Source organism: uncultured Brevundimonas sp. (genome assembly GCF_963975535.1).
GTDB lineage: Bacteria > Pseudomonadota > Alphaproteobacteria > Caulobacterales > Caulobacteraceae > Brevundimonas.
The window spans coordinates 354,700-381,390 of the sequence record NZ_CAXBHE010000002.1; the positions used below are offsets into that span (position 1 = coordinate 354,700).

General features: G+C 69.6%; 26 protein-coding genes. 13 read left to right on the plus strand and 13 right to left on the minus strand.

Annotated elements, in window-relative coordinates:
• Nucleotides 1–19: 19 nt before the first annotated feature.
• The 7 genes from AACZ75_RS04035 (at nt 20) to trxA (ending at nt 10,209) form a co-directional block, all read left to right on the plus strand.
• Entirely contained in the window at nt 20–877 is an 858-nt protein-coding gene (locus AACZ75_RS04035) for a 1-acyl-sn-glycerol-3-phosphate acyltransferase (RefSeq protein WP_339871389.1), read from the plus strand.
• Entirely contained in the window at nt 874–1,344 is a 471-nt protein-coding gene (gene tsaE / locus AACZ75_RS04040) for a tRNA (adenosine(37)-N6)-threonylcarbamoyltransferase complex ATPase subunit type 1 TsaE (RefSeq protein ID WP_339871391.1), read from the plus strand. The genes AACZ75_RS04035 and tsaE overlap by 4 nt, the downstream gene beginning before the upstream one ends.
• Entirely contained in the window at nt 1,337–2,425 is a 1,089-nt protein-coding gene (amgK, locus tag AACZ75_RS04045) for an N-acetylmuramate/N-acetylglucosamine kinase AmgK (RefSeq protein WP_339871448.1), read from the plus strand. The genes tsaE and amgK overlap by 8 nt, the downstream gene beginning before the upstream one ends.
• Nucleotides 2,426–2,454: 29 nt before the next feature.
• Nucleotides 2,455–3,150, plus strand: coding sequence for an N-acetylmuramate alpha-1-phosphate uridylyltransferase MurU (murU, locus tag AACZ75_RS04050; RefSeq protein WP_339871449.1), 696 nt, complete (start codon nt 2,455–2,457; stop codon nt 3,148–3,150).
• Between the two features lie 52 nt (nt 3,151–3,202).
• Nucleotides 3,203–6,292 (plus strand): double-strand break repair protein AddB, encoded by a 3,090-nt coding sequence (addB, locus tag AACZ75_RS04055; RefSeq protein ID WP_339871392.1) that lies wholly within the window; start codon nt 3,203–3,205, stop codon nt 6,290–6,292.
• On the plus strand, nt 6,289–9,783 hold the full coding sequence (gene addA, locus AACZ75_RS04060; protein WP_339871394.1) for a double-strand break repair helicase AddA: 3,495 nt from the start codon (nt 6,289–6,291) through the stop codon (nt 9,781–9,783). Before addB ends, addA begins: the two co-directional genes overlap by 4 nt.
• Before the next feature lie 96 nt (nt 9,784–9,879).
• Nucleotides 9,880–10,209 carry a thioredoxin gene (gene trxA, locus AACZ75_RS04065; RefSeq protein WP_339871396.1) on the plus strand — a complete coding sequence of 110 codons (330 nt, stop codon included), beginning with the start codon at nt 9,880–9,882 and terminating at the stop codon, nt 10,207–10,209.
• 90 nt (nt 10,210–10,299) lie between these two features.
• Here the strand turns inward: trxA and AACZ75_RS04070 are convergent, their stop codons facing one another.
• From AACZ75_RS04070 to AACZ75_RS04120, 11 genes are all read right to left on the minus strand, one after another.
• On the minus strand, nt 10,300–11,586 hold the full coding sequence (locus AACZ75_RS04070; RefSeq protein ID WP_339871397.1) for a folylpolyglutamate synthase/dihydrofolate synthase family protein: 1,287 nt from the start codon (nt 11,584–11,586) through the stop codon (nt 10,300–10,302).
• A 9-nt stretch (nt 11,587–11,595) separates the two neighbouring features.
• A complete protein-coding gene (locus tag AACZ75_RS04075) occupies nt 11,596–12,501 on the minus strand; it encodes an acetyl-CoA carboxylase carboxyltransferase subunit beta (RefSeq protein WP_339871399.1) in 906 nt (301 codons plus the stop codon).
• Between the two features lie 10 nt (nt 12,502–12,511).
• A complete protein-coding gene (trpA, locus tag AACZ75_RS04080; protein WP_339871400.1) occupies nt 12,512–13,342 on the minus strand; it encodes a tryptophan synthase subunit alpha in 831 nt (276 codons plus the stop codon).
• Complete coding sequence (locus AACZ75_RS04085; RefSeq protein ID WP_339871401.1) at nt 13,339–13,770, minus strand: hypothetical protein; 432 nt, start codon at nt 13,768–13,770, stop codon at nt 13,339–13,341. Before AACZ75_RS04085 ends, trpA begins: the two co-directional genes overlap by 4 nt.
• Before the next feature lie 18 nt (nt 13,771–13,788).
• Nucleotides 13,789–15,003 carry a tryptophan synthase subunit beta gene (gene trpB / locus AACZ75_RS04090; protein WP_339871402.1) on the minus strand — a complete coding sequence of 405 codons (1,215 nt, stop codon included), beginning with the start codon at nt 15,001–15,003 and terminating at the stop codon, nt 13,789–13,791.
• Nucleotides 15,004–15,041: 38 nt separating this feature from the next.
• Nucleotides 15,042–15,671 (minus strand): phosphoribosylanthranilate isomerase, encoded by a 630-nt coding sequence (locus AACZ75_RS04095; protein WP_339871403.1) that lies wholly within the window; start codon nt 15,669–15,671, stop codon nt 15,042–15,044.
• Nucleotides 15,668–16,087 carry a type II toxin-antitoxin system VapC family toxin gene (locus AACZ75_RS04100; protein WP_339871404.1) on the minus strand — a complete coding sequence of 140 codons (420 nt, stop codon included), beginning with the start codon at nt 16,085–16,087 and terminating at the stop codon, nt 15,668–15,670. Before AACZ75_RS04100 ends, AACZ75_RS04095 begins: the two co-directional genes overlap by 4 nt.
• Nucleotides 16,081–16,323, minus strand: a complete 243-nt coding sequence (locus tag AACZ75_RS04105; RefSeq protein WP_339871405.1) for a type II toxin-antitoxin system prevent-host-death family antitoxin — start codon at nt 16,321–16,323, stop codon at nt 16,081–16,083. Before AACZ75_RS04105 ends, AACZ75_RS04100 begins: the two co-directional genes overlap by 7 nt.
• A 36-nt stretch (nt 16,324–16,359) precedes the next feature.
• On the minus strand, nt 16,360–17,049 hold the full coding sequence (locus AACZ75_RS04110) for a pseudouridine synthase (protein WP_339871450.1): 690 nt from the start codon (nt 17,047–17,049) through the stop codon (nt 16,360–16,362).
• Between the two features lie 77 nt (nt 17,050–17,126).
• On the minus strand, nt 17,127–18,029 hold the full coding sequence (locus AACZ75_RS04115; RefSeq protein ID WP_339871406.1) for a methyltransferase: 903 nt from the start codon (nt 18,027–18,029) through the stop codon (nt 17,127–17,129).
• A gap of 82 nt (nt 18,030–18,111) precedes the next feature.
• A complete protein-coding gene (locus AACZ75_RS04120) occupies nt 18,112–19,299 on the minus strand; it encodes an acetyl-CoA C-acetyltransferase (RefSeq protein ID WP_339871407.1) in 1,188 nt (395 codons plus the stop codon).
• Between the two features lie 152 nt (nt 19,300–19,451).
• Here AACZ75_RS04120 and AACZ75_RS04125 point away from each other — a divergent pair, with 152 nt between their 5' ends.
• From AACZ75_RS04125 to AACZ75_RS04135, 3 genes are all read left to right on the plus strand, one after another.
• Nucleotides 19,452–20,153: a hemolysin III family protein gene (locus AACZ75_RS04125; RefSeq protein ID WP_339871409.1), complete on the plus strand. Its 702-nt coding sequence runs from the start codon at nt 19,452–19,454 to the stop codon at nt 20,151–20,153.
• A 74-nt stretch (nt 20,154–20,227) separates the two neighbouring features.
• Entirely contained in the window at nt 20,228–20,851 is a 624-nt protein-coding gene (gene phaR / locus AACZ75_RS04130) for a polyhydroxyalkanoate synthesis repressor PhaR (protein ID WP_339871411.1), read from the plus strand.
• The gene (locus AACZ75_RS04135; protein ID WP_339871412.1) at nt 20,848–21,207 is read left to right on the plus strand and encodes a hypothetical protein; all 360 of its coding nucleotides are present in this window, start codon (nt 20,848–20,850) and stop codon (nt 21,205–21,207) included. Before phaR ends, AACZ75_RS04135 begins: the two co-directional genes overlap by 4 nt.
• A 274-nt stretch (nt 21,208–21,481) precedes the next feature.
• Here the strand turns inward: AACZ75_RS04135 and AACZ75_RS04140 are convergent, their stop codons facing one another.
• Together AACZ75_RS04140 and AACZ75_RS04145 are read right to left on the minus strand one after the other, a co-directional pair.
• Nucleotides 21,482–21,907, minus strand: coding sequence for a hypothetical protein (locus AACZ75_RS04140; RefSeq protein WP_339871413.1), 426 nt, complete (start codon nt 21,905–21,907; stop codon nt 21,482–21,484).
• A gap of 109 nt (nt 21,908–22,016) precedes the next feature.
• A complete protein-coding gene (locus AACZ75_RS04145; RefSeq protein WP_339871414.1) occupies nt 22,017–22,757 on the minus strand; it encodes a glycosyltransferase family 2 protein in 741 nt (246 codons plus the stop codon).
• A 120-nt stretch (nt 22,758–22,877) separates the two neighbouring features.
• On the opposite strand from AACZ75_RS04145, the gene AACZ75_RS04150 reads away from it, so the two are divergent.
• From AACZ75_RS04150 to AACZ75_RS04160, 3 genes are all read left to right on the plus strand, one after another.
• A complete protein-coding gene (locus AACZ75_RS04150) occupies nt 22,878–24,557 on the plus strand; it encodes a glycosyltransferase family 39 protein (protein ID WP_339871415.1) in 1,680 nt (559 codons plus the stop codon).
• A complete protein-coding gene (locus AACZ75_RS04155) occupies nt 24,554–25,477 on the plus strand; it encodes a hydroxymethylglutaryl-CoA lyase (RefSeq protein ID WP_339871416.1) in 924 nt (307 codons plus the stop codon). The genes AACZ75_RS04150 and AACZ75_RS04155 overlap by 4 nt, the downstream gene beginning before the upstream one ends.
• Before the next feature lie 92 nt (nt 25,478–25,569).
• Nucleotides 25,570–26,655 carry a glycosyltransferase family 1 protein gene (locus tag AACZ75_RS04160; protein WP_339871417.1) on the plus strand — a complete coding sequence of 362 codons (1,086 nt, stop codon included), beginning with the start codon at nt 25,570–25,572 and terminating at the stop codon, nt 26,653–26,655.
• The last annotated feature ends 36 nt before the right edge of the window (nt 26,656–26,691 follow it).

The window sequence follows — 26,691 nt, forward strand, 5'->3', positions numbered from 1 at the left end:
CCGGCGACAACCGGTCTGCATGCAGCCCGTTCCTCTCACCACCGCCCCGGACGCCCACATCTGCGATGTGTTGATCGCCGAGCGCGCGCCCCGGCTGACCGGATCCGTGTTCTGGCCGGCCCTGCGCCCCTTCTTCTATCGTCTGCTGGGCTATCACCACGCCCGCACCATGGCCGACGCCGTGGGGCCCCTGTCAGGGCTCGACGCCCTCGGCCATATGTCCGACCTGCTGGCGCTCGAGGTCGCGGCCCACAACCTCGACCGTATCCCGGCCACCGGCCGCTGCGTCGTGGTCTGCAACCATCCGACCGGGATCGCCGATGGTATCGCCGTCCATGATGCCGTCAGCCGTCGCCGGCCCGACGCCATCTTCTTCGCCAATGCCGACGCCCTGCGCGTCGCACCCCGCCTGTCCGAAACCGTCATCCCGGTCGAATGGGTGGTGAGCAAACGCACCCGTGAAAAGACCCGGCTGACCCTGCTGGCGGCGAAGGCGGCCTTCGAGGCTGAACGCTGCGTCGTCCTGTTCCCCGCCGGGCGCATCTCGCGCATCGGGCCGGACGGGGCCCTGGCCGATCCGGTATGGGCCGCGACCGCCGCCTCCCTCGCCCGGAAATACGCCGCGCCCGTGGTGCCGATCCATCTCGCCGGACCGCGCTCGCACCTGTTCCACCTGTTCCACCGCATTTCCGACGAGCTGCGCGACATCACCCTGTTCCACGAACTTCTGAACAAGCAGGGCAAGGCCTACCGTCTCCATGTCGGCCGCCCGGTTGACCCGGCCGGCCTGTCCGTTGACCCGGTCGAGGCGACCCTGGCCCTGAAAACCTTCACCGAACGGGTGCTGTCGCAGGATCCGGACGCGGAACTCGCATGAGGATCGCCCTGTCCGACGCCGACGCCACCACCCGTCTCGGCGCGGCCATCGCCCCCCTGCTGGTTCCCGGCGAGTCGGTGCTGCTGTACGGTCCTCTGGGCATGGGCAAGTCGACCCTGGCCCGCGGGCTGATCCGGGCCCTGACCACGCCGGACGAGGACGTGCCCTCGCCGACCTTCACCCTGGTCCAATTCTACGACAGCGATCCGCCCGTGGCCCATTTCGACCTCTACCGCCTGTCCCGGCCCGAGGAAGCCTTCGAGATCGGTCTGGACGAGGCGCTCGACGAGGGCTGCGCCCTGATCGAATGGCCGGAACGGCTCGGCGACGATCCGGCCGCCATGCTGGGCCCCGACCGCCTGACCATCACCCTGTCCGAACAGAGCCTCGACGGTGTCGACGGCCGCCTTGCGACCGTTTCCGGCGCAGGCTCATGGGAAGCCAAACTCACCGATGTCCATGTCTGACCGCGAACACCAGCGTCTCGAATTTCTCAGGGCATCCGGCCTCGCCGACGCCGTGCGCGCGCCCCTGCCCGGCGACGCCTCGACCCGCCGCTACGAGCGGCTGACCACCCCGTCCGGCACCTCCCTGATGCTGATGGACCAGCCGCCCGCCGCCGAGAGCGCCCCCTGTGACCCGGCCTGGTCGCCCGAACGCCGCCGGGCCGAGGGCTGGAACGCCGTGGCCCGTCTGTCGGCCGGGCGGATCGAGGCCTTCGCCGCCGTCGCCGCCCATCTGCGTACGCTGGACCTGTCGGCCCCTGACATCGTGGCCCTCGACGCCCCCGCCGGTCTCGCCGTGCTGGAGGATTTCGGCGACGACCTGTTCGCCCACGCCATCGACCGGGGTGCGGATGAAGCTCCCCTCTATCTGGCGGCGGTCGAGACCCTGGCCCGCATCCACGCCGCCCCGACCCCCGACGTCCTGAAGGGGCCCGCCGGGGACTGGCCGCTGCTGCCCTATGACGAGACCGCCCTGCAGGGCGGGGCCGATCTGTTCGTCGACTGGCTGCCGAAACTCGATCCGGCCCTGACCTTCGACCGTTCCGCCGTGGCCGAATGGCATGACGCCTGGGCCCCGGTCGTTACCGCCGGGGCCGCCGGGGCCACGGTCATGGCCCACCGCGACTATCACGCCGAGAACCTGATCTGGCTGCCCGGCCGTGCCGGTCCGGCCCGGGCCGGGATGATCGACTTTCAGGACGCCGTCCGCGCCCATCCCTCCTGGGACCTGCACTCCCTGCTGCAGGACGCCCGCCGCGACGTCTCGCCCGAGCTCGAACGGCTGGCCCTGGACCACTATTTCGCCCTGCGGCCCGACGTTGATCGCGCGCCCTTCCTGCAGGCCTATGCCGGTCTCGCCGCCCTCAACGAGGCCCGCATCCTCGGTGTCTTTGCCCGGCTGATCGCCCGCGACGGCAAGCCCCGCTACCGGGCCTTCATGCCGCGCATGTGGGCCCATCTGAACCGCAATCTGACAGCGCCGGGCCTCGAGGGCGTCGCCACCTGGTTCGACCGCCACGTGCCGGAGGCCAGCCGCCGATGACCGCTCCCAAGACTGCCCCCGCCACCGCCATGGTGCTCGCCGCCGGCCTCGGCACCCGTATGCGCCCCCTGACCGACGACCGGCCCAAGGCCCTGGTCGAGCTGGCCGGGCGGGCCCTGATCGATCACGTGCTGGACCGGCTGGCCGAGGCCGGGGTCGCCCGCGCCGTGGTCAATGTGCACTGGTTCGCCGACCGGCTGGAGGCCCATCTGGCGGCGCGCTGTGGTGGCCCGGCGATCGTCATCTCCGACGAGCGCGCCGAATTGCTGGAGACCGGCGGCGGGCTGAAGAAGGCCGCCGCCCTGCTCGGGCCCGATCCCGTGTACGTCGCCAATATCGACAGTGTCTGGACCGACCACGGCGACGCCCTCGGCGACCTGGCCCGGCTGTGGGATCCGGAACGGATGGACGCCGTCCTGCTGCTGGCCCGGCGCGAGGGATCGATCGGCTTCGAGGGCAATGGCGACTTCTTCCTCGGGGATGACGGTCAACTGTCCTTCCGCGGCGACGCGGCTGCGGCCCCCTTCGCCTATATGGGTGTGCACATCACCCGGCCCGACTATGCCGACGCCGGCCCCGACGGCCCCTTTTCGCTCAGCCCCCTGTGGCGCGCCTCGGCCGCCGCCGGTCGTCTGTACGGCTGCGTGCTGGACGGCGACTGGATGCATGTCGGCGACCCGCAGGCCCGCGACGCCGCCGAGGCGAAACTGGCTGGAGCGGCATGATGATCGCGCGCCTCAAACAGGGTGCCGCCGCGCATCGGCCAAGCAGAGCTCCATGACCTCTACAACATCGACGTTGACCTCTACCTTTGACCCGTTTTCCGGGTCGGCCCCCCGCTGGTACGCGATCCCCGCGCACCGCCCCTTTCTCGACGATCTCGCCGCCGGGGTGCTGGCCTGGCTGGGCGACCAGCCGCCCGAGACCCTGTCCGACGCCACCCTGCTGCTGCCCAACCGCCGCGCCGCCCGGGCCTTTACCGCCGCCCTGTCGCGGCTCGGCGGCGACCGCCCCGTCCTGCTGCCCCAGGTCCGTCCGCTCGGCGATCTGGAAGAGGACGAGGCCCCCTTCGCCCCCGGCGAACTGGGTCTGGACCTGCCCCCGGCCATCAGCCCCCTGGCCCGGCGGTTCGAGATGGCGCGTCTGGTCGCGGCCCACGACCCCCGCGCCGCGACCTCGCCTCTACATGCGCTGGAAATGGCCGACGCTCTCGGGGCCTTTCTCGACTCCTGCCAGATCGAGGAAGTGCCCGACCTCGGCCTCGTCGCCAGTCTCGCCGGGGCCGATCTGGCCCAGCACTGGCTCGAATCCGCTGCCTTCCTGGCCATCGCCGTGGACCGGTGGCCGATCCGCCTGGCCGAACTGGGCCTGATGGATCCCGCCGCGCGCCGCACCGCCCTGTTGCGACGACTCGCCGAAACCTGGGACGCCCGTCCCCCGACCACGCCCCTCATCGTGGCCGGCTCGACCGGCACGGCACCGGCTGCTGCGGCGGTCATCGGTGCCGCCGCGCGCGCGCCACAAGGGTGCGTCGTCCTGCCCGGACTGGACCTCGACCTTTCGATCGACGCTTGGAACGCGGTGGATGAACAGCACCCCCAGGGGGCCCTGAAGCGGCTGCTGGAACGACACGACATCGCCCGTGAGCGGGTATCGGTCTGGGCTGGCTCCGAGATCCCCTCGGCGTCGGCGCGTCGCCGCCTGATCGCCGAGGCCCTGACTCCGCCCAAGGCCACCGCCGACTGGCGCGACACCATCGACGCCATGGCCCGCGAGCCGGGCGACCCGATCATTGAGGGCCTTGATGGCCTGACCCTGATCCCGGCGCGCGCCGAGGAAGAGGCGGCCGCCGTCGCCGCCGTGCTGATGCGCGAGGCCCTTGAGACGCCGGGCAAGACCACCGCCCTGGTCACCCCCGACCCCCTGTTCGCCCGCCGCGTCCAGGCCCGGCTCTCGCGCTGGGGGCTGGAAGCCGACTCCTCGGCCGGTTCGCCCCTGTCGATCACGCCGGTCGGTGTCCTGCTGGCGCTGATGGCGGATCTCGTCGGAGAGCCGTTCAGCGGGGCGAGCTTGCTGGCCCTGCTCAAACATCCGGTGGTCCATCTCGGACTCGACGACCGCACCCTGGCCCGTCGGGCCCGCATGCTGGAACTGCTTGGCCTGCGCGGGCCCCGTCCTGCCGACTGGACCGCCGTGCAACGCCAGCTGGACCGCGCCCGCCTGCCCCGGTTCGAACGCCCCCGCACTGACGCCTGGCTGGCCCAGGTCGACGAGGGCGAGTCCCTGCTGACGCCGTTGCGCACAGCGCTGGACCCATGGCTGGATCTGTTCGCGGCGGGCCCGGTGACGGTCGACGCTGCGACGACAGCCATGGTGCAGGCGATCGAACGACTGAGCCGCGACGAGACCGGGGCCACGGATGGTGCCTGGCGCGGGGCCGAAGGCGAGGCGGCGGCGCGCATGCTGTCCGGCCTGATCGCCGACGGTGCCGGGCTGCAACCGCTGTCGGGCGCGGACTTTGCCCGTCTGATCTCCGGCATGCTGGCTTCCGAAGTGGTGCGCACCGGCGGTGCCGCGCATCCGCGCCTGTTCATTCTCGGGGCCATCGAGGCACGGCTGGCCCGGGCCGACCGGATGATCCTGGCCGGGATGGAGGAAGGCGTCTGGCCACGTGGCGCGCCGATCGATCCCTTCCTGTCGCGGCCGATGCGCAAGGCCCTGGGACTGCCGCCGCCCGAGCGCCGCATCGGCCTGTCCGCCCACGACTTTGCCCAGTCGGCCTGCGCGTCCGAGGTCATCCTGCTGCACACGGAACGGCGCGGGGGTCAGCCCTCCGTCAAATCCCGCTGGCTCTGGCGGCTGGAGACCCTGGTCGGTGGGGCCGGCCGTGCCCTGCCCGGCCGTGCCGACATCCTGGCCATGGCCCGCGCCCTCGACGCGGCCGACAGCGCGCCGCCCCCGACCCTCCTGCCCGCGCCGCGTCCGGCCCCCACCCCGCCCGTGCACCTGCGCCCACGCCGCCTGTCGGTGACGCGGATCGAGGAATGGGTGCGCGACCCCTATGCCACCTATGCCCGCTTCATCCTCGGGCTGGAGGCCCTGGCCCGGCCCGACGAACGGGTCGACGCCCGGCTGCGCGGCACCGCCATCCATGCGGCGCTGGAACAGTTCGCCGAGGCCTGGCCGACGCTGGACCCCGCCACCGCCGAGGCCACCTTCGTCGACCTTTATCTGGATCAGCTGCGCGACGGCGGCATGCCCGACGCCGCCCTCGCCCGCGAGGTCGTCCTTGCTCGCAATGTCGCCGGCTGGGCGGTCGGTTTCGAGACGCAACGGCGGGCCGACGGGGCCGCCATCCTGATCGAGCAGCGCGGTGTCATGGAGTTCGACGCCCCGCGTGAACCGTTCCGCCTCAGTGCCCGCGCCGACCGGCTGGAACTGCACGATGGCCGGCTGACGGTGATGGATTTCAAGACCGGTGCCGCCCCGAGCTGGAAGCAGGTCCACACCGGCTTCTCGCCCCAGCTGTCCCTGACCGCGGCCATCGCCCGCTCGGGCGGTTTCCCGGGTCTGGGCACACCAGAGCCGGAGCGGTTGCTCTATGTCACGGTAACGGGACGCCGTCCGCCCGCGACCGAGGTCGACCGCAGCGGTGATGCCCAGAAAAAGGACCCCCAGCCCATTTCGGTCACCGTCGATGACGCGCTGGCGGGGCTCAATCGTCTGATCGCGACCTATGAACGCGCCGATCAGGCCTACGTCTCACGGGCAGCGCCCCAGTACGCCCAGCGCGCCTTCTCCGACTACGACCACCTCGCCCGGGTGCGGGAATGGTCGGTGGCCGATGAAGCCGAGGGTCCGGAATGACCACCGCCCAGGCCCGTGCGGCTGATCCCGCCATCAACGCCTTCGTCATGGCCAACGCCGGTTCGGGCAAGACCACGACCCTGGTTGACCGGGTTGCACGCCTGCTGCTGGACGGGTCCAGGCCCGACGCCATCCTGTGCCTGACCTTCACCAAGGCGGCGGCGGCCGAGATGCAGCGCCGTCTGTACCAGCGCCTCGGGGCCTGGGCCGTGGCCACCGATGAAGACTTGCGCGCCGATCTCGGCAAGCTGGAGGCCCGGTCCTCCGACGCCTATGATCGCGCCGGCCTGTCCCGCGCCCGCGCCCTGTTCGCCCGCGCGCTGGAAACCCCCGGCGGGCTGAAGATCCAGACCATCCACGCTTTCTGCGAACAGCTGCTGCGCCGGTTCCCGATCGAGGCCGGGGTCTCGCCCGGCTTCAGGGTCATCGATGACGCCGAGGCCGCCGCCGTGTCGGCCGTCGCCCGCGAGGCTGTAGCCCGTGCCTCGTTGAGCGAGAAATACCCCGCCCTGTCCGACGCCTATGCCGCAATGAGCGAGTCCCTGCATCACGAGGCCTTTGAGGCAATGTTCGGCGTATTCGAGGCCAAACGCGCGGCCCTCGCCGCCTACGTCGAACACGCCGAGAGCGAGGATGGTCTGGCCGACTTCGTCGCCCGTTCGGTCGGCTTCGGGGATGCCACCGAGGCCGACATCGAGACGCTCGAAATCGAGGCCGCTGACCCGGCCGCGATCGACGCGGCTCGCTGGCTGTGGGCCGCCGACGCCCTGGACCGCGCCAAGTCCGCCGGGGACAAGGATCGGGCGCGCCAGATCCGCGCCTTCGTCGAGGCCTCCCGCGACGGCGAGGGCCGGTTCGAATCCCTTCAAGCCATCCTCCTGACCGGAAAGGGTGCCCCCGCGACCTGGTGCACCAAAAGCGCCGCCGCCAAAGCCGAGCCCGGCCTGTGCGACTGGCTGGTGGAACAGCAGGACCGGGTGGTCGCGGCGGCCGAGCGCCTGCGCGCCGCCCGCGTCGCGACCGAGACCGTTCATGCCCTGACCCTGGCCGGGACCTATGCCCAGGCCTATGCGGCGGCGAAGACTGCGACGGGGGCCCTCGATTTCGCCGACCTGATCGTTCGGGCCCGCGCCCTGCTGACCGACGGCCCGGGGGCGGCCTGGGTTCTGTACAAGCTGGACGGCGGTGTCGATCACCTGCTCATCGACGAGGCCCAGGACACCTCGCCCGAACAATGGGCCATCGCCCGCGCCCTGACCGAGGAGTTCTTCGCGGGGGCCGGCGCGCGCGAGGATGGACGCGAACGCACCGTCTTCGTCGTCGGCGACGAGAAGCAGTCGATCTTCTCCTTCCAGGGTGCCGCGCCGGAACGGCTGCTGGCCGAAAGCCAGACCTATCGCCGGCTGGCCGAGGCCGCCGGACGCTCCTTCGAGACCGTCGACCTGCTGCAATCCTGGCGCTCGACACCCGAGGTGTTGACCTTCGTCGACACGGTGTTCGGCACACCCGACCATGCGCGCGCGCTCAGCCCTGGCCGGGGCGAGGTCGGCGACCGGGTCGATGTCGTTGTCCAGCACACGGCCGGACGCACCGACGGTCCCGGTACCGTCGACCTGTGGCCGGAAGAGAAGGACGAGCCCGCCGACGATCGCCGCGCCTGGGACGATCCACTCGACGCCGGTGCCGGTCAGGGCGCGCGCCGCCGGGTGGCCGAACGCATCGTGGCTGAGGTCCGTGACATTGTAGGTTCCGGACAGGGCGTCCATGCCAAGAATCCGGAGGACCGCACCGCCTGGCGGCCCGCCGACTGGGGCGATGTGCTGATCCTGGTCAAGAAGCGCGGCCCGATGTTCGAGGAAGTCCTGCGCGCCCTGAAACGCTCGGGCATTCCCGTCGCCGGTGCCGACCGGCTGAAGCTGGCCGAACATCCGGTGTTCGAGGACCTCCTGGCCCTCGGCCGCGCCGCCCTCTATCCCGAGGACGACCTGACCCTGGCGGGCCTGTTGCGCAGCCCCCTGTGCGATGTCGACGAGCAGGGCCTGTTCGATCTGGCCCAGGGCCGAAACGGCAGCCTGTGGCGGACACTGAAGGCCCGCGCCGACGAACGGCCGGAATGGACGGCGGCCCGCATCCTGATCCGCTGGTTCCGCGCCGAGGCGAAGCTGCGCACGCCGTTCGACCTCTACGCCCGGCTGCTCAACCGCCGCGACGCGCGCGGCCTGACCGTGCGCCAGCGCTTCATGACGCGGCTGGGCGGCGAGGCCGCCGACGCCCTGGACGCCTTCCTCGATCAGGCACGGGCCGCCGAGGGGCGCGGCGTCACCGACCTCGAACGGTTTTGCGCCAGCCTGGCAGCCATCGACCAGACCGTTAAACGCGAAATGGACGAACCGCGCGGCGAGGTCCGGGTCATGACCGCCCACTCCTCCAAGGGGCTGGAGGCTCCCATCGTCATCCTGCCCGATACCATTTTCGCCGAACCCAAGGGCGACCCGCTGCTGGAGACGGCCGACGGGGACTTCCTGTGGTGCGGGGCGTCCGAACGCGACTGTGACGCCTCCGCCCTCGCCCGCGAAGCCCGCAAGACCCGCAACGAGGAGGAGTCGCTGCGGCTGCTCTATGTCGGCCTGACCCGCGCGCGCGACCGGCTGATCATCGGGGGCCGGATCGCCTCGAACCGCAAGATCGAGAATGCCCGCGCCTGGTGGGGTCCGGTGTTCGACGCCTTTGGCGGGCTGGACGGTGTGCGGAACATCGAGACGGCGTCGGGCCGCGCCCGCCGTTTCGGCGCGGACCCGACCCTGCTGGCCCGTCCGGCCGTTGCCACCCCCGCCGCTGCGTCACCGCCCGCCTGGCTGACGGCCGAGCCGGTGCGCGAAGACACTGACCGCCCCCTGGTGCCGTCACGGCTCGAGATGCTTGATCACAGCCCCGCCCCCTCACCGCTGGCCACCGCCGCCGGGCCGGGTGCGCCGCTCGGCCGGTTCCGCCGCGGCGACCTGATCCACCGGCTGCTGGAGCGACTGCCGGAGATCGACCCGGCGGCCCGCCGCGACGCCGCCGTGCGCATGCTGGCGCGCGAGCCCGATCTCGACGCGGCCCAGCGCGCCGACATGATCGACGCCGCCTTCACGGTGCTGGATGATCCCCGCTTCGCCCCGGTGTTCGGTACCGGCTCCCGCGCCGAGGTGGCCCTGACCGGCTGGGCCCCCGGCCTGCCGCCGGGCGTGTCCATCTCCGGCCGGATCGACCGGCTGGTCATTACGCCCGAGCGCGTCCTTGTGGTCGACTACAAGACCAACCGCCCGGCCCCCGACCGGATCGAGAACGCCGACCCGGCCTATGTGCTGCAGCTGGCCGTCTATGTCGCCGTGCTGAAGCGCCTGTACCCGGACCGGGCGGTCGAGGCCGCCCTGGTCTGGACCGACGGACCGCGACTGATGCCCGTGCCCCAGGCCCTGATGGAGACAGCCCTGGCCGCGGGGCGTTGATTTCAGCGGGAATCGCCCCACATCTGCGGCAACGGTCGATCATTCCGATCCCGCCCCAACCCCGCGCCATTCCCGGCGCAGCAGGAGATTTTCCCCATGGCCACCGTCAAGGTCACCGACGCCAGCTTCGACGCCGACGTCCTCAAGTCGTCGGTCCCCGTGCTCGTCGATTTCTGGGCTGAATGGTGCGGCCCCTGCAAGCAGATCGGCCCGGCCCTGGAACAGATCGCCGACGAACTGGCGGGCAAGGTCGTGATCGCCAAGGTCAATATCGATGATTCGCCGATGATCCCGTCCAAGCTGGGCGTGAAGGGTATCCCGACCCTGATGCTGTTCCGCGACGGCCAGATGGCCTCGATGAAGGTCGGGGCCATGCCCAAGGGCAAGATCGTCGAATGGCTGGCCGAAGCCGGCATCACCGCCTGACGTCCCAGGGCCCCTCCCGCGCGGAGGGGCCACCGGGCAGGCTGGTCCGGCCAACGGCCTCAAGTAGCGCGAAGCGCGATCGGCCCCATGCTAAATGGGCCAGGTCTCGCGGCTCGCGCCCAGCACCTCGCCCGCGAGGTAGAGCGAGCCGCAGATCACCACCCGTCCGGCCCCCAGTCTTAGCGCCAGATCCAGCGCCCCGCTGACCGATCCCGCCGGTTGCGCGCCCAGTCCATGCCCGCGCGCCACCGCTGCCAGGGCCTCGGGCTCGGCGGCCGCCCCGTCGAAGCCGACGGTGAACACCGCCGCGCCGCTGTCCTTCAGCGCCTCGAAGAAGCCGCCCGAATCCTTGTTGGCCAGCATGCCGACGATCAGGGCCAGCGGCCGGGGCGCGCGCGCCTGCCGCGCCGCCAGGGTCCCGGCCAGGGCCTGCGCCGCATGGGGATTGTGCCCTCCGTCCAGCCACAACTCGGCGTCGGCCGAGCGCGCCGTCTCGCCATAGGGGCCGGTCGTTATCCGCTGCATCCGCGCCGGCCAGTGCGCCGTGCGCAAACCCTCGGCGAGCGCGGCCTCGGGCAGGTCCAGTTCCAGAGCCACGGCCACGGCCAGTCCGGCGTTGTCGATCTGGTGCGCCCCCGCCAGGGCCGGGGCCGGCAGGTCGAGAAACCGCTCTTCGTCCTGGTACGACAGGCCGCCGCGGTCGGCCCAGGCGTCGAAATCACGGCCCATCACCGTCAACGGGGCCAGGACCGCCGCCGCCCGGGCCGCGATCACCGCCATCACCGCTTCGGACTGGCGCGCCACCAGCCCCCGCGCTCCGGGCTTCAGAATTCCGGCCTTCTCCCCGGCGATGCCCGCCAGATCGGTGCCGAGAAATTCCGCATGATCCAGCGCGATCGGGGTGATCACGCTCAGCAACGGCCGGTCGATGACATTGGTCGCGTCCAGTGACCCGCCCAGCCCGACCTCGATGATGGCCAGATCGGCGGGCACCTCCGCCATGGCGACAAGGGCCGCGGCCGTGGTCGCCTCGAACACCGTGGCCCCGACGCCGCGCGCCTCGCCGGCGGCCTCGACCCGGTCCAGGGCCGCATTCAGGGCGGCGTCGTCGATCAGGGTGCCGGCCAGGCGGATGCGTTCGTTGAACCGCACCAGATGTGGCGACGTATAGACATGCACCCGCAGCCCCGCCGCCTCGGCCATGGCGCGCAGCAGGGCGGCGGTCGAGCCCTTGCCGTTGGTCCCGGCGATGTGGATCACCGGCGGCAGGGCGTCCTGCGGGTCGCCCAGCGCGGCACACAGGGCTCGCATCCGGTCCAGAGACAGGTCGATCTTCTGGGGATGTCGGGCCAGCAACCGGGCCGAGATCGGATCCATGACCCGGGCCTAGGCGGCCCGGCGCTTGCCGTCCATCAGCATCGACAGGACCTGGCCCAGGGTCTTCGGCAGATCGGCGCGGGTGACCACCCGGTCGACCATGCCCTTCTGTTCCAGGTATTCAGCGCGCTGGAAGCCCGGCGGCAGTTTCTCGCGGATGGTGGCCTCGATCACGCGCGGCCCCGCGAAGCCGATCAGGGCTCCCGGCTCGGCCAGGTGCACATCGCCCAGCATCGCATAGCTGGCCGTGACCCCGCCGGTGGTCGGGTCGGTCAGGACCACGACGAAGGGCAGCTGCGCCGCCTTCAGCTCCTGCACCGCCAGGGTGGTGCGCGCCATCTGCATCAGGCTCAGCGCGCCCTCCTGCATCCGGGCCCCGCCCGCCGCGGTGAAACAGACCATCGGCACCTGGCGCGCGACTGCGGCCTGGGCGGCGGCGATGAAGCCCTCGCCGGCGGCCATACCCAGCGATCCGCCCATGAAGGCGAAGTCCTGCACAATGGCCACGGCCGGTGTGCCGTCGATCTCGCCATAGCCGATCGACATCACGTCGCGCGTACCCACGGCCTTGCGCGCCGCGGCCAGCCGCTCGCGATACGGCTTGCCGTCGCTGAATTTCAGCGGGTCTTCCTCGACCTCGGGACTGCTGATCTTCTCATAGTCGCCGTCATCGAAGGTATAGCCCAGCCGCTTGCTCGCGCCGATCCGCATATGGCGGCCGGACGGGGTCACCCACAGGGCGGCCTCCAGGTCCGGCCGATACAGCATCTCGCCGGTGTCGGGGTCCTTGACCCAGAGGCCATCGGGCGTGTCGCGCCGGCTGACGATCTTGCGGACGCCGGGGGCGAAGCGCGAGAGCCAGCCGCCACGGCGTTCGGGCGGGGTCTTGGTCGGGGGCGTGTTCTTGTCGGCCATGAACGTGTCTCTAGACGGTTTCCGTCACGCGTGCAGCCCTGACCGCATCGGACAGGGCCCTGACCCGGGCCAGCACCCGCTCCGGCGCGGACGCTCCGGCCTCCAGGGCCGCGGCGACCTCGTCGACCAGCGCCGAGCCGACCACCACCGCGTCGGCGACGCGGGCGATCTCGGCCGCCCGTTCCGGCGTGCGCACGCCGAAGCCGACCGCCACCGGCAGGCCCGAGGCCTTGCGTACCCGCGCGACCGCCGGGGCCACCGACAGGGCCTGGGCCTCCTTGACCCCGGTCACCCCGGCCACGGAGACGTAATAGACGAAGCCCGAGGTGCGCCGGGCGATGATCTTCAGCCGCGCATCGTCCGAGGTCGGCGTCGCCAGCCGGATCAGCGCCACCTTGTGGGCATCCAGCGCGTCCGACAGCGGATCGGCCTCTTCCGGCGGGCAGTCGACCACGATCACGCCGTCGACCCCGCTGGCCGCCGCGTCGCGGGCAAAGGCATCATAGCCATAGCTCTCGAGCGGATTCAGATAGCCCATCAGGATCAGCGGCGTATCGGCGTCGCCGTCACGAAAGGCCCGCGCCAGGTCCAGCGTCCCCTTCAGCGTCAGCCCGGCCTTCAGCGCGCGGATCGCGGCCTTCTGGATCGGTGGCCCCTCGGCCATCGGATCGGAAAACGGGATGCCCAGTTCGATCAGGTCGGCCCCGGCCGCCGGCAGGCCGCGCAGGATCTCCAGCGCCGCGTCCGGCGTCGGATCACCGGCCATCACATAGGTCACGAACCCGGCCCGGCCCGCGGCCTTCAGTGCCGCGAAACGGGCGTCGATACGAGCTGTGGTCATTGCGCCGCCGGCACCGCGGCCGCCGCTGTGCAGACGTCGCCCGGGATGGTGGCGAAGCCCAGATAACCGGTCGAGGTCGGTCCGGCCGGTCGCGTCGTGTCATAGAAGGCGATCATCTGGATGCCGTCGCAGCCACCACTGTCGCGCCGCTTGACCAGCACCACCCGGTTGCTGTCGCCGCCCGCGGCCAGCCAGCCCTGACCCTCGAAATGGGCGACATAGGCATCGGCCAGCGTGCCCACGCCCGCCAGCGGCGCGCTGACACAGAAGGCCTTGCCGGCGAGGGCGTACAGATTGCCGCATTCGGGGGCCAGGGTGGCCCCGGCCAGGACCGGCGTGTCCGCCGCCGGCTGCCCCTGGGCCTGGGCCAGGACCGGGCCGGCCAGGGTCAGTGACACGAGGGCCGTGATTGCGATGACATGTTTCATGTTCAAACTCCCCGAGCCCTAGAGCTCTACGCCCAGATGTTCCGCCACGGCAAAGATGTCTTTGTCGCCGCGGCCGCACAGATTCACCACCACATCGCCCCCCTTGCCGACCTCGGCCGCGATCTCGCCGACCCGGGCCAGGGCGTGGCTGGGCTCCAGCGCCGGAATGATCCCCTCCAGCCTCGAGCACAGCTGGAAGGCCTCCAGCGCCTCGACATCGGTGGTGGCGCGATATTCGGCGCGGCCGATGTCCTTCAGCCAGGCGTGTTCCGGCCCGATGCCGGGATAGTCGAGCCCGGCCGAGATCGAATGGCCCTCGAGGATCTGGCCGTCATCGTCCTGCAGCAGATAGGTGCGGTTGCCGTGCAGCACGCCCGGTCGCCCGCCCTGCAAACTGGCCGCATGGTCGGGTCCGTCCAGCCCGCGCCCGGCCGCCTCGATCCCGATCAGCCGCACGCTCGCGTCGTCGATGAAGGGGTGGAACAGGCCGATGGCGTTCGATCCGCCGCCGATGGCCGCGACACAGGCGTCCGGCAGTTTGCCGCGCCGCGCCTGCATCTGGACTTTTGTTTCCTTGCCGATCACCGACTGGAAGTCGCGCACCATGGCCGGATAGGGGTGCGGACCCGCCGCCGTGCCGATCAGATAGTAGGTGTCCTCGACATTGGTGACCCAGTCGCGCATCGCCTCGTTCATCGCGTCCTTGAGCGTCGCCCGGCCGCTGGTCACCGGCACCACCTCGGCCCCCAGCAGCTTCATGCGGAAGACGTTGGGCGACTGCCGCTGCACGTCGGTCGCGCCCATATAGACCACGCATTTCAGGCCGAAGCGGGCGCAGACGGTGGCCGTGGCCACGCCGTGCTGACCGGCACCGGTCTCGGCGATGATCCGCGTCTTGCCCATCCGCATCGCCAGCAGGATCTGGCCCATACAGTTGTTGATCTTGTGCGCGCCGGTGTGATTCAGCTCGTCGCGCTTGAACCAGATATTGGCGTCGCCGTAGTGGGCGCTCAGCCGCTCGGCCAGATACAGGGGGCTGGGCCGACCGACATAGTGGGTCAGGAAACCGTCCAGTTCGGCCTGAAAGCTCGGATCGGCCTGGGCCGCCGCATAGGCGTCCGTCAGCTCATGCACCAGCGGCATCAGGGTCTCGGCCACGAACCGGCCCCCGTAGGGACCGAAGCGCCCCTCGGCGTCAGGCAGGGCATAGGCATTGGGCAGGATGGCGTTCACAGGCGTTTCTCTCGCGGGGAGGCGTCGGAAATGGGGCGTCACACTGCCTTGAGGAAGGCCTTGATCCGGTCGGTGTCCTTAACACCGGGCGCGCTTTCCACACCAGAGGACACATCGACCATGGGGGCCCGTGTCACGGCCAGCGCCCGCGCCACATTGTCCGGGGTCAGCCCTCCGGCCAGGAACCACGGCTTCTGGAACGCCCGTCCGGCCAGCAACGACCAGTCGAAGCTGGCCCCGACCCCGCCGGGCAGGTCCGAACCCTGCGGCGGGCGGGCATCGAACATCAGATGGTCGACCACCGGCTCCCACGCCGCTGCCGCCGCGATGTCGGCGGCGGTGGACACCGCCAGGGCCCGGATGACCCCGGCCCCGGTCAGCTCGCGCACCCGTGCCGCCCGCTCGGGCGTCTCGCGACCGTGCAGCTGAATCAGGTCGGGTTTCAGGATCAGGGCGATCTCGGTCAGTCGCGCATCGTCGGCATCGACCGTCACGGCCACCACCTTCGCCCGCCCCCGGGCCCGGTCGAACAGGGTCGCCGCATGCAGCGGCTCCAGATGACGGGGGCTTTTCGGAAACATCACCGCCCCGACAAAGGCGGCCCCACCATCCAGCGCCGCGTCCAGCGTCTCGGGCGTGGTCAGGCCACAGATCTTGGCGAGGGTCATGGCAGGGCCAGCGCCACGCCTTGACTGACCGCCGCCTCGGCCAGGCGACGGTCCAGGGTGGCCAGGGTCCAGGCCTCCCGCTCGACGATGGCCAGATGCAGGGCATCGGGTGCGCGCAGGGCCTCATGACGTTCAAGCAGACGGCGCGCCTGAAGGAAATCGTCAGGCCCGACGACCGTGTCCGGCCGCGAGGGGTTAAGCAGTCTGTCCATTTCCACCTCCGCCCGCCGGCGTTCTCCGGCCGTGATCCGGCCGGTTCTCTGGGCGTGGGACAGGGCCGACGAGGTTTCGGTCAGGGTCCACAGGCTGAAGGTCAGGACCGGTTCACCCAACAGCCAGTCCCTGACCCGCTCGGAATGGGCGTCAGCGATCAGGATGGAATACAGGACGCTGGCATCGAGATAGGCGTTTACCACGGCCGTTCCTGGCGCATTTCCTCCAGTATCTGAAGGATATCCGTCGGGCCTTTCTCGGGAACGATCCGTCGCCGTTTCAGATCGGCCACATCGATGACGGTTCCCTTCGGCGCATCACTGATCATCCGCACAGCGGGTTGTCCGTTCCGAGCGATTCTCACGTCTTCGCCACGCTCGGCCGCAGCGATCAGCTTCGACAGATTGTCCCGGGCCTGGGCGACGGTGTAGGTACTCATCCCGACAAGATAGCCACCCCGATGGCTATCGTCCAGTCAGGCGAAGATCTGCTCGACCTCGGCCTCGTCCAGCAACCGCCACTCACCGGGGGCCAGGTCGTCGGGCAGGGTCAGGCCGCCCAGGCGTTCGCGGTGCAGGGCCTCGACGTGGTTGCCGGCGGCGGCGAACATGCGCCGCACCATGTGATAGCGGCCTTCCGTCACCGTCAGCCGCGCCTCGGTCGGCGACAGCACCTCCAGCTCGGCCGGGGCCAAGGGCTTGTCCTCGCCCTCCAGCACCAGCCCCCCGGCGGCGAACAGCGCCTGTTCCGTCCCGGCCAGCGGCCGCGCCAGGGTCGCGTGATAGACCTTGGCCACATGGCGGCGCGGCGAGATCACCCGGTGCAGCAGGTCGCCGTCATCGGTCAGCAGCAGCAGGCCCGAGGTCTGTTTGTCCAGCCGCCCGATGGTCGAGATGGCCGGATCGCGATGCCGCCAGCGCGCGGGCAGCACGTCATAGACCAGCGCCCCCTCCTCCTTGCGCGAACAGGTCATGCCCAGCGGTTTGTTCAGCAGCAGCACCACCCCTGGCGGTGGGTCGACCGGACGACCGTCGATCATCATCCGCTGCGGCAGGTCACGGGTCACCGGGATGCGTTTCGACACATCGACCAGATCGACCCCGTCCAGCACAATGCCCCCGGCCTTGCCCAGCCGCGCCATCTCGCTGCGCGAGCCGTAGCCCATCCCGCCCAGCAGCTTGTCGACGCGGCTTGTTGGTGGGCTAACGCGCTTCGCGCTACTTGAGCCCGAGGCGGGGGTCTTCACTTCACCGCCTCGAACAGCTTGTAGCCGCCGCGGTCGGCAACCATCGTCACCCGTTTGAAGGCAGCGTTCAGCTCGGCCTCATAGGGCAGGTGCCGGTTGGCCACGATCCAGGCCACCCCGCCCTTGTGCAGCAGGGCGGCGGCCTTCTGGATGAAGGCCTGGCCCAGCCGCTTGTCCTCGGTTCCGCCATCGTGGAACGGCGGATTGCTGACCACAAAGTCGAGGTCCCCGGTCGCCTCCAGATTGCGAGCGTCGATCCAGTCGAAGCTCACGCGCGGATCGACGACGTTCTTCTGCGCCGCCTTGATCGCCCGACGGTCCAGATCGACCAGTTTCAGGCCGGTCACGGCCTCTGACCGCAGCACCACGGTGGCCAGGGCCCCGTAGCCGCAGCCCAGGTCCACGCCGGTACCCTTCATCGGCGGCAGGTGTTCGGCCAACAAGGCGGTGCCCGCATCGACCCGATCCCAGGCGAAGATTCCCGGTTGCGACCAGGCCTCCAGCCCCTCGACCTGCCGCGGTGCGCCCGCGGTGATGGCGTCGTCGATCCCGGTCAGGGTCCCGGGCCGGATCACCACGCAGCGGCGGTGGTGCGCCTTGGAGCTCTCGGCGACCTCGACGCCGAACGCCCTCAGCTCCTTGTTCAGCCGGGACCCGCCCTTGTCCTTGGCGGCCATCACATCCAGCCGCCCGCCAACCTTCAGCGCCCGCAGGGCCAGGGCCAGCAGATAGCGTCGCTCCAGCACCCCCGGCGGAGCATAGAGCATGGCCGAATCCACGGACTCCGGCGCGAAGCTTTCCAGCGCGGTCGAGCCGGGGATCAGGGGCGAGGTCTGGATCGCAGCCCCCGGCGGATCGAACACCAGCGGGGGGCGGCCATGGAGAATGTCTGTCGTCATCGCGTCGCCTTAGCCCCTTCCGCCCAATTCGCGAAGTCGGGCCGGTGGCGGCGCGGGGCTCAAGACCGGTCTTCGTCCAGACTCAGTCCCGCTCAACGCACAGGGCCACGCCCATGCCGCCGCCGATGCACAGGGTCGCCAGACCCTTCCTCGCGTCGCGCCGCTTCATTTCATGCAGCAGGGTGGTCAGAATGCGGGCCCCGGACGCGCCGATCGGATGGCCGATGGCGATCGCCCCGCCATTGACGTTGACCTTGTCCGGATCGAGACCCAGCGTCTTCAGCACGCACAGGCTCTGGGCGGCGAAAGCCTCGTTGGATTCGACCAGATCCAGATCGGCGACGGTCCAGCCGGCCTTGTCCAGCGCCTTGCGCGAGGCCGGGATCGGGCCGGTACCCATGATCGCCGGATCGACCCCGGCACTGGCCCAGGACACGATGCGCGCCAGCGGCTCCAGGCCGCGCCTGCGGGCCTCGTCGCCACTCATCAGCACCAGGGCCGCGGCCCCGTCGTTCAGGCCCGAGGCATTGGCGGCGGTGACCGATCCCTCCTTGGCAAAGGCCGGTCGCAGCTTCGCCATCGCCTCGATCGTCGCGCCGTGGCGGATGTATTCATCCTGGTCGACGACCACGTCGCCCTTGCGGCCGGGGATGGTGACCGGAACAATCTCGTCAGCGAAGCGACCCGCCTTCTGCGCGGCCTCGGCCTTGTTCTGGCTGGCCACGGCGAATGCGTCCTGGGCCGCGCGATCGATCTGGTTCTGGTCGGCGATGTTCTCGGCGGTCTGGCCCATGTGATAGCCGTTGAAGGCGTCCCACAGCCCGTCCTTGATCATCGTGTCGGTAAAGGCCAGGTCGCCCATCTTCTGGCCATTGCGCAGATGGGCCGCATGCGGGGCCTGGCTCATGCTCTCCTGCCCCCCGGCGACGACGATGCGGGCATCGCCCAGGGCGATCTGCTGATAGGCCAGGGCCACAGCCCGCAGACCGGACCCGCAGATCTGGTTCAGGCTCCAGGCGGGCGACTCCTGCGGCACCCCGGCCCCCATCGCCGCCTGCCGCGCCGGCCCCTGTCCGGCCGCAGCCTGCAGCACATGACCCAGGATCACCTCGTCGACGTCCGCCGCCGCCACGCCCGCCTGGTCCAGCGCCCCGCGGATGGCGATTTCGCCCAGCCTCGACGCCGGCAGGCTCGACAGGGCTCCGAGAAACGACCCGACCGGCGTGCGGGCGGCGGACACGATCACGACATCGGGACGGGCGTCAGACATGGGAAACTCCGGGGCAAAATTGTTGCGTGGCGTTTCTGCCGCATTCCGCGGCCTTCGTCACCCACGCCCGTGGCGTTCAGCGGATAGTCATTCTGTTTCCGCATGATGACCGGGAACAAGAAGCAGACTGATCTGGTTAGAAAACCATGCGGATGAGACTGAAAAAACTGGCGACCCGGCTCTGTACCCCCGACGAGCTGGACATGATCGAACACTACCAGACCCGCGGCGAGAAGCTGGCGGACCGCTGGGTCCACATCATCGGCCTGGTCTTGGCTGCGGCCGGCGGCGTTGTTCTCGCGGTCCTGGCGGCCCTCTATGCCGGGGTCGGCACATCGGTCTCGACCGCCGTCTACGCCCTGTGCCTGATCGCCATGCTGACGGCCTCGACCATCTACAACCAGGCCAGCCCCTGCGCTGCCCGACCCGTGTTGCGGCGACTGGACGAGGCGGCCATCTTCCTGATGATCGCCGGCAGCTACACGCCCTTCACCACCCAGAGGTTCGAAGGGGCGTGGGCGATCGGTTTCACCGTCGGGGTCTGGCTGATCGCCTTCGCCGGCGTCTTCGCCAAACTGATCGCCCCGCGCCTTTCGGACGGCTTCTGGAGCGTGGTCTATGCCCTGTTCGGCTGGCTGGCGGTCCTGGCGCTGAAGCCGCTGATCGATACCGTCCATCCGGCAGCCCTGACCCTGCTGGTCATCGGTGGACTGATCTACACCGCCGGCGTCTTCGTCTTCATCAGCCCGCGCGTGAAATTCCGCCGCGCCATCTGGCATGGCTTCGTCGTCGCCGGGGCCGCGGTCCACTGGTCGGCTGTTCTGGTCGGCGTGGTTCTCGTGCCCGCGGCCTGACCCCCGCAAGGGGGCTGGTATCAGCCCTCGCCCTGCGGGATAGTGCGGCATTGCAACAAGAGCGGGTGCGACGCGTGGCCGAGAAAAAGTCCGGAAGCGAAAAAGGCAAGGACGGCGATACCGTCATCATCAAGAAGTACGCCAACCGGCGGCTCTACAACACAGCCACCAGCGCCTATGTCACGCTTGAAGACCTGGCGGCCATGGTCCGCGAAGGCACCGATTTCGTCGTCTATGACGCCAAGAGCAACGACGACCTGACGCGGCAGATCCTGACCCAGATCATCTTCGAGGAGGAAAGCCGCGGCGAGGCCCTGCTTCCGGTCCAGTTTTTGCGCCAGCTGATCGGCTTCTACGGCGGCCAGATGCAGGGGGTCCTGCCCAGCTATCTGGAAATGTCGCTGGATTCCTTCTCCCGGCAGCAGGAGGAGCTGCGCAGCCAGTTCAGCCGCACCTTCGGAGCGGCCCCCGGAGCCGGGCTGATGGACGAGGCGGTCAAGCGCAACATGGCCCTGTTCGAAAAGGCCATGACCATGTGGCCGGGATTCGCCATGGGCAACCCCGCGGCGCGAGCCGACACCGCGCCCGAATCCGGTGCCGACACCCCGCCGCGTGATCCGCTCACCGAGATGCGCCGGCAGATGGATGAGATGAAGGCCCAGATCGACCGCATGGCGGGCGACAAGGGTTCGCAATGACGGACGGCGTTCGCCCCGTCAGCCCGGTCGAGCGGCAGGATCGCCGCGATCGCGACCGACGCGCGGCCGAACGCCGGGCCGGCTCAACCTCGCGCGAACTCGTGCCACTGGGAGAGGCCGCCGATCATGCCGCCCCGTCGGAAGACAACCCGGCAAGACCTGCCCCCAGGCCCGCCGCCGACCCCGGCGCAACCGCCTTCGCGGCCCAGATGATCGGCCAGACCGGCCAGCGCAAAGGCCTGAAGGGCGGCCCGCCGGTTCTCGGTGCAGCCCGCTCCACCTATCTGGGCACGGAATATTCGGGGCCGAATGAACGCCGCCCGGGGGCCGGCAAGGGCAAGCGCACCGACGTCTGACGCGGCGACATCCGGCGGCACGGTCCTTGCTGTGCAGGGGGTCCTGTCCCGCTGTCCGGATCGCCTGCCATGTCCACGGTTCTCACCATCGCCGCCCGCGTCTTCGACGTCACGGTCGTCGCCCTGATCTTCACCGCCTTCAGCTAGACGGCACACTCAGCCCGGAAGCGACATCGGCTGAACCGGCCGCAGTCCAGCCCGGCCCGGATTTCGCTCCCGTTTGAATCTCGACCCTGTTCCGGAATCAGGTCGGATCGACCGGAAACAAGACGGTCTAGCCGCCGCCGAATTCCAGGTCCTTGCGGGCCGCGATGATGGTGACGATGAAGCCGGCCAGCACATCCAGCATGACCATCACCACGATCAGGAAGAAGGTCGAGGTGGCAAAGCCCTTCATCAGCAGGAACTCGACCAGACAGGCCACGAACAGGATCATCGACAGGGCGTGATTGACGATGGCCACCTTCTGGCTCGACGTCGACTTCAGCAGTTCGAAGAACAGCAGGATCAAGGCCAGGAACAGGATCAGATCGCCGACGCCGACATCCCAATTGGCACCCGAGGTCATCGGAATCGAGAATATCGGATCACGCAGCACCGCGTCCGCCTGAAGGGCACCGTTACTGCCCATCATCCCGGACAGAACGACGATGTTGTAGATGACGACGGGTATCAGCAGCAGCGGCAGGGCGATCAGCATGGTTCGATCCTCGACAGGCGGCCGGTCGAACGGCCGCGCTTGTTAACGACGAATACCCCTGTTCGCTCCCGACGGCTACGCCACTTCGCGCGAGGGGCGAGTCAGACGGTCAGGATGTCCCGATTTCGCGCACAGCGCCGGGCTGCCGTGATCGCGACTTGAGCCACATCACGCCCATCAGGTCCGAAACCGAGGCCATCAGCCGCCCCCAGTTGGTGTATTTCGACTGGCCGGTCTCGCGATGCCGGTGATCGACGTCCAGATACCGGTTCTCGAAGCCTTCGCGGATCATCAGTGCCGGCAGGTAACGGTGGATGTGATCGAAATAGGGAAGGCGCAGGAAGATCTCGCGCCGGAACGCCTTCAACCCGCAGCCGGTATCGTCGGCGTCGTCGTGAAGCAGCTTCTTGCGAATGCGGTTGGCCCACAGCGAGGCCTGGCGTTTGGCATGGGAATCCTGCCGCCGGGCACGCCGCCCCCCGACCAGCGCCACCGACGCCGGCGCGGCGATCAGGGCATCGACGAGTTTCGGCGCATCCGCCGGCGGATTCTGGCCGTCGCCGTCGAGGGTCACGATAATCGACCCGCGCGCGGCGAGCACCCCGCTGCGGACCGCCCGACTCTGACCGGCGTTGCGGTCATGACCGAGCACCCTCAAGGCAGGCAGTTCGGCCATCAACGCCTGGAGTTCGGCCAGGGTAGTGTCGCGGCTGGCGTCGTCGACGAAGATCATCTCGTAGGCGCGCCCCGCAAACGCCGCCGCAATTTCGCGGGCCAGCGGTCCAGCGGCACCCGCTTCGTCATGCACCGGCACAACAACGGAGATTTCAGGCGTTTCCTTGCTTGTCATTGTCGCTCAATAGCCGAGTTTGCCGCCCGGCGGGAGCCACAAGCGGACACAAGCGTCACCATGGACCGGATGGGTCACGGTGGCTGACGTCGCGCCAAACCGCATGGTAGGAATGACCGCATGATGCGCCCGAATCTGGATCGCCATATCGCCGGCTGGCGCGGCCCCCTGTTGGCGGCCCTGCTGACCCTTGTCGCCGGTCTGCCCGGCCTCCTGCTGCTGCCGCCGCTCGACCGCGACGAGAGTCGCTATGCCCAGGCGACCTCGCAGATGCTGGAAAGCGGCGACTACGTCGACATCCGCTTCCAGGACGAGCCGCGCTGGAAAAAGCCGGTCGGAATCTACTGGATGCAGGCGCTCGCCGTCGCCACGGTCTCCCAGGTCGAAAATCGCGACATCGCCCCCTATCGCATTCCGTCCCTGCTGGGCGCGATTCTGGCCGCGGCCGCCTGCGCCTGGGCCGGCGCGGCCCTGTTCGGCCAACGGGCCGGGTTTCTGGGAGGAATCCTGCTGGGAGCCACCTTCCTGCTGTCCAGCGAGGCCGGGATCGCCAAGACCGACGCCATGCTGTGCGGCGCGGTCACCCTGGCGATGGCGGCCCTGGCGAGAATCTACATGGCGGCGCGGGCCGACAAGGCCCCGCAAAGGCTGCACAAACTACTGTTCTGGCTGGGACTCGGGTTGTCGATCCTGATCAAGGGGCCGATCGGCCTGATCGTGATTCTGCCGGCCATGATCGCCCTGTCCGTCTGGGACCGGGACCTGACATGGATGCGTCGCCTCGGCTGGGGCTGGGGCCTGCCGCTGGTCGCCCTGATCGTCGGTCCCTGGGCCATCGCCATCACCATCGCCACCGACGGCGGGTTCTGGCGGGAGGCGATCGGGGGCGACCTCGCACCGAAATTGACCGGTGCCCATGAAAGTCACGGCGGCTTTCCGGGCATGTATCTGGTGCTGGCCCCGCTCCTGTTGTTCCCGGCCACCCTGATGCTGCCCGCGGCCCTGTCGACGGCCTGGCATCGACGGGCCGAGCCGGCGGTGCGGTTCATGGTCTGCTGGCTGGTGCCGGCCTGGCTGATCTTCGAAGCCGCCCCGACCAAGCTGTGGCACTATACCCTGCCGACATTCGGTGCCGTGGCCCTGCTGGCCGCCGCGGCCCTGACCCAGCCGATCGGCGCGGTTTCAAGACGGGCCGGAGCGGTTCTGACCGTGTTCGCCGGGACCCTGATCATCGGCATAACCCTGTACGGCCTGACCGAATTCGGCACCTCGACGGCCCAGACCTGGGCCGCCCTGACCATCGCCTTTACCGCCGCCGCGGCCGCGATCGGGGCCTTCCTGCTGCTGAACCGGGCCGCGACCTCCGCCGTTCTCGCCTCGGTCATGCTCGGCGTGATCGCCCACGCCGCCCTGGCGGGTACCCTGCGCCAGCTGCGACCGCTGTCGGTGGCCCCCCGTCTGGAGGCCACCCTTGAACAGGCGGCCCTCCATCCCCGACAGGGCCGGATCACCGGCCCGGTCGCCATCACCGGCTTTCATGAGCCCAGCTTCGTCTTCCTGACCGGCCGCAACACCGAGCTGACCGATGCCGAGGGCGCGGCCCGGGCCCTGGCCGAGGGCCGCCCGGCCATCGTCGAGGCGCATGACGCCGACGCCTTCCACCAGTCCAGCGCCCGGCTTGGCGTGACCGGCCGCGCGGTCGGCGTGGTGACGGGCCACAACTATTCCAACGGCGACGACGTCAGCCTGACCGTCTATGCGCCACCCGGCGCGGCGGACACCCCCGGAGGCCGCCGATGAGCCGCCGTCACATCACCATCGTCGAGGTCGGGCCGCGCGACGGCCTGCAGAATGAGCCGACGGTGTTCGACCCCGCCGTGCGGGCACAGTTCGTGGACAAGCTGGAAGCGGCCGGAGCCCGGCGGATCGAGGCCGTTTCGTTCGTCCATCCGAAATATGTTCCGCAGATGGCCGGCGCAGAAGCGGTGATGGCCCTGCTGCCGCCCCGGGCCGGGCACAGTCGCATCGGCCTGGTGCTGAACGGCCGCGGCTATGACCGGGCGCTGGAAACAGGCGTGGATGAAGTCAACGTCTCCCTGTCCGTAACCGACGGCTTCGGGCTGAAGAACCAGGGCCTGTCCGTGAAAGACCAGGTGGCCATGCTCGGGGAGATCATCGGGCGGCGTCACAATGCGGCCGGCCGGGCCGGCGTTGCGCCTTCCCTGTCCGCGACCCTGTCCTGCGTCTGGGGCTGCCCGTTCGAGGGCGAGGTTGCGGTCGGGCGGGTGATCGACCTCGTCGGCCAGGTCGCCGCGCTCGGGGTCGGGGAGATCGCCCTGGCCGATACCATAGGGGCCGGCGACCCCTGGGCCGTGACGCGGGTGGTCGAGGCCGCCCGCAGGACCGCACCGGACGCGCGGCTGCGTCTGCATTTCCATGACACCCGCAATACCGGCCTGGCCAACGCCTATGCGGGCGTCGAGGCCGGTGTCGATGTTCTGGACGCCTCGGCCGGCGGCATCGGCGGTTGCCCGTTCGCCCCCGGGGCCACCGGCAATATCGCCACGGAAGACCTCGTCTACATGCTGGAGCGGGCGGGGTTCACAACCGACTATGATCTGGAGGCCCTGATCGACACGGCGCGCTGGATGGGCGAGAAACTCGGCCGATCCGCGCCTTCAGCGCTCAGCCGCGCCGGCGGTTTCCCCCGCACGACCTGATCGACGCGATGCCGGCGCAGAAGTCTCGCCATAGGCCTCAGGAGCGGCTAAGGCTGTCCTCCTCGCTGATGGTGAAAGCTCGCTGCCCGTCCATGCGCATAGTTCTGGCAACCGACGCCTGGGAACCCCAGGTCAATGGCGTCGTCCGCACCCTGACCCGGACCGTGGCTGAATGCCGTGCCATGGGTCATGAAGTCGAGGTCATTCGCCCCGACCAGTTCAAGACGATCCCCTGCCCCACCTATCCGGAGATCCGGCTCGCCCTGGGGGCGGAAGAAGAGATTCGCGAACGCCTGCGCGCCTTTGAGCCCGAGGCGGTTCACATCGCCACCGAGGGGCCGATCGGCATCGCCACGCGGCGTATCTGCGTCGAATGGAAGCTGCCCTTCACGACCAGCTATCACACCAAATTCCCCGAATATGTCTCGGCCCGCTTCCCGATCCCGGTTCAGGTCGGCTACGCCTATATGAAATGGTTCCACAAGCCGTCCGGTCGACTGATGGTGGCCACACCGACCCTGCGCGACGAGCTGGTCGAACACGGATTCAGGAATGTCTCGCCCTGGTCCCGCGGTGTCGACACCGAGCAGTTCAACCCCGACCTCCCGCGCATCTATGACGAGCTGGGCGGCAAGGACTGGCCCCGGCCCTTCTTTCTCAACGTCGGCCGGGTGGCCGTCGAGAAGAACATCGAGGCCTTCCTCGAGACCGACCTTCCGGGCACCAAGATCGTCGTCGGCGACGGCCCCGCCCGTGCCGACCTGGCGACCCGTTACCCGGAGGCCAAATTCCTCGGGGCGCGGTTCGGGGAAGAGTTGGCACGCTGTTTCCGTGACGCAGACGTGTTCGTCTTCCCCAGCTGGACGGACACCTTCGGACTGGTGATCCTCGAGGCCATGGCGACCGGCACCCCGGTCGCGGCCTTCCCCGCGCACGGACCGATCGACATCATTCCCGGATCGGGTGCCGGGGCGATCAGTGACGATCTGCGAACCGCCTGCCTCGAGGCGCTGACATGTGATCGCGCCGAGGTGCGAGCCTATGCGGAGAAGTTCAGCTGGCGCGCCTCGGCAGAGCAGTTCGTCGAAAACCTGCAGCCGTATCCGGAACCCGAGCGGGGCCGCTTCTGGCGTCGCCTGAGGCGAATCGCCCGCCTCCGCCGCAAGGTCGCCGCCTGATCCCGTCGACAAAAAGGCCCCGAACGGATGACCGTT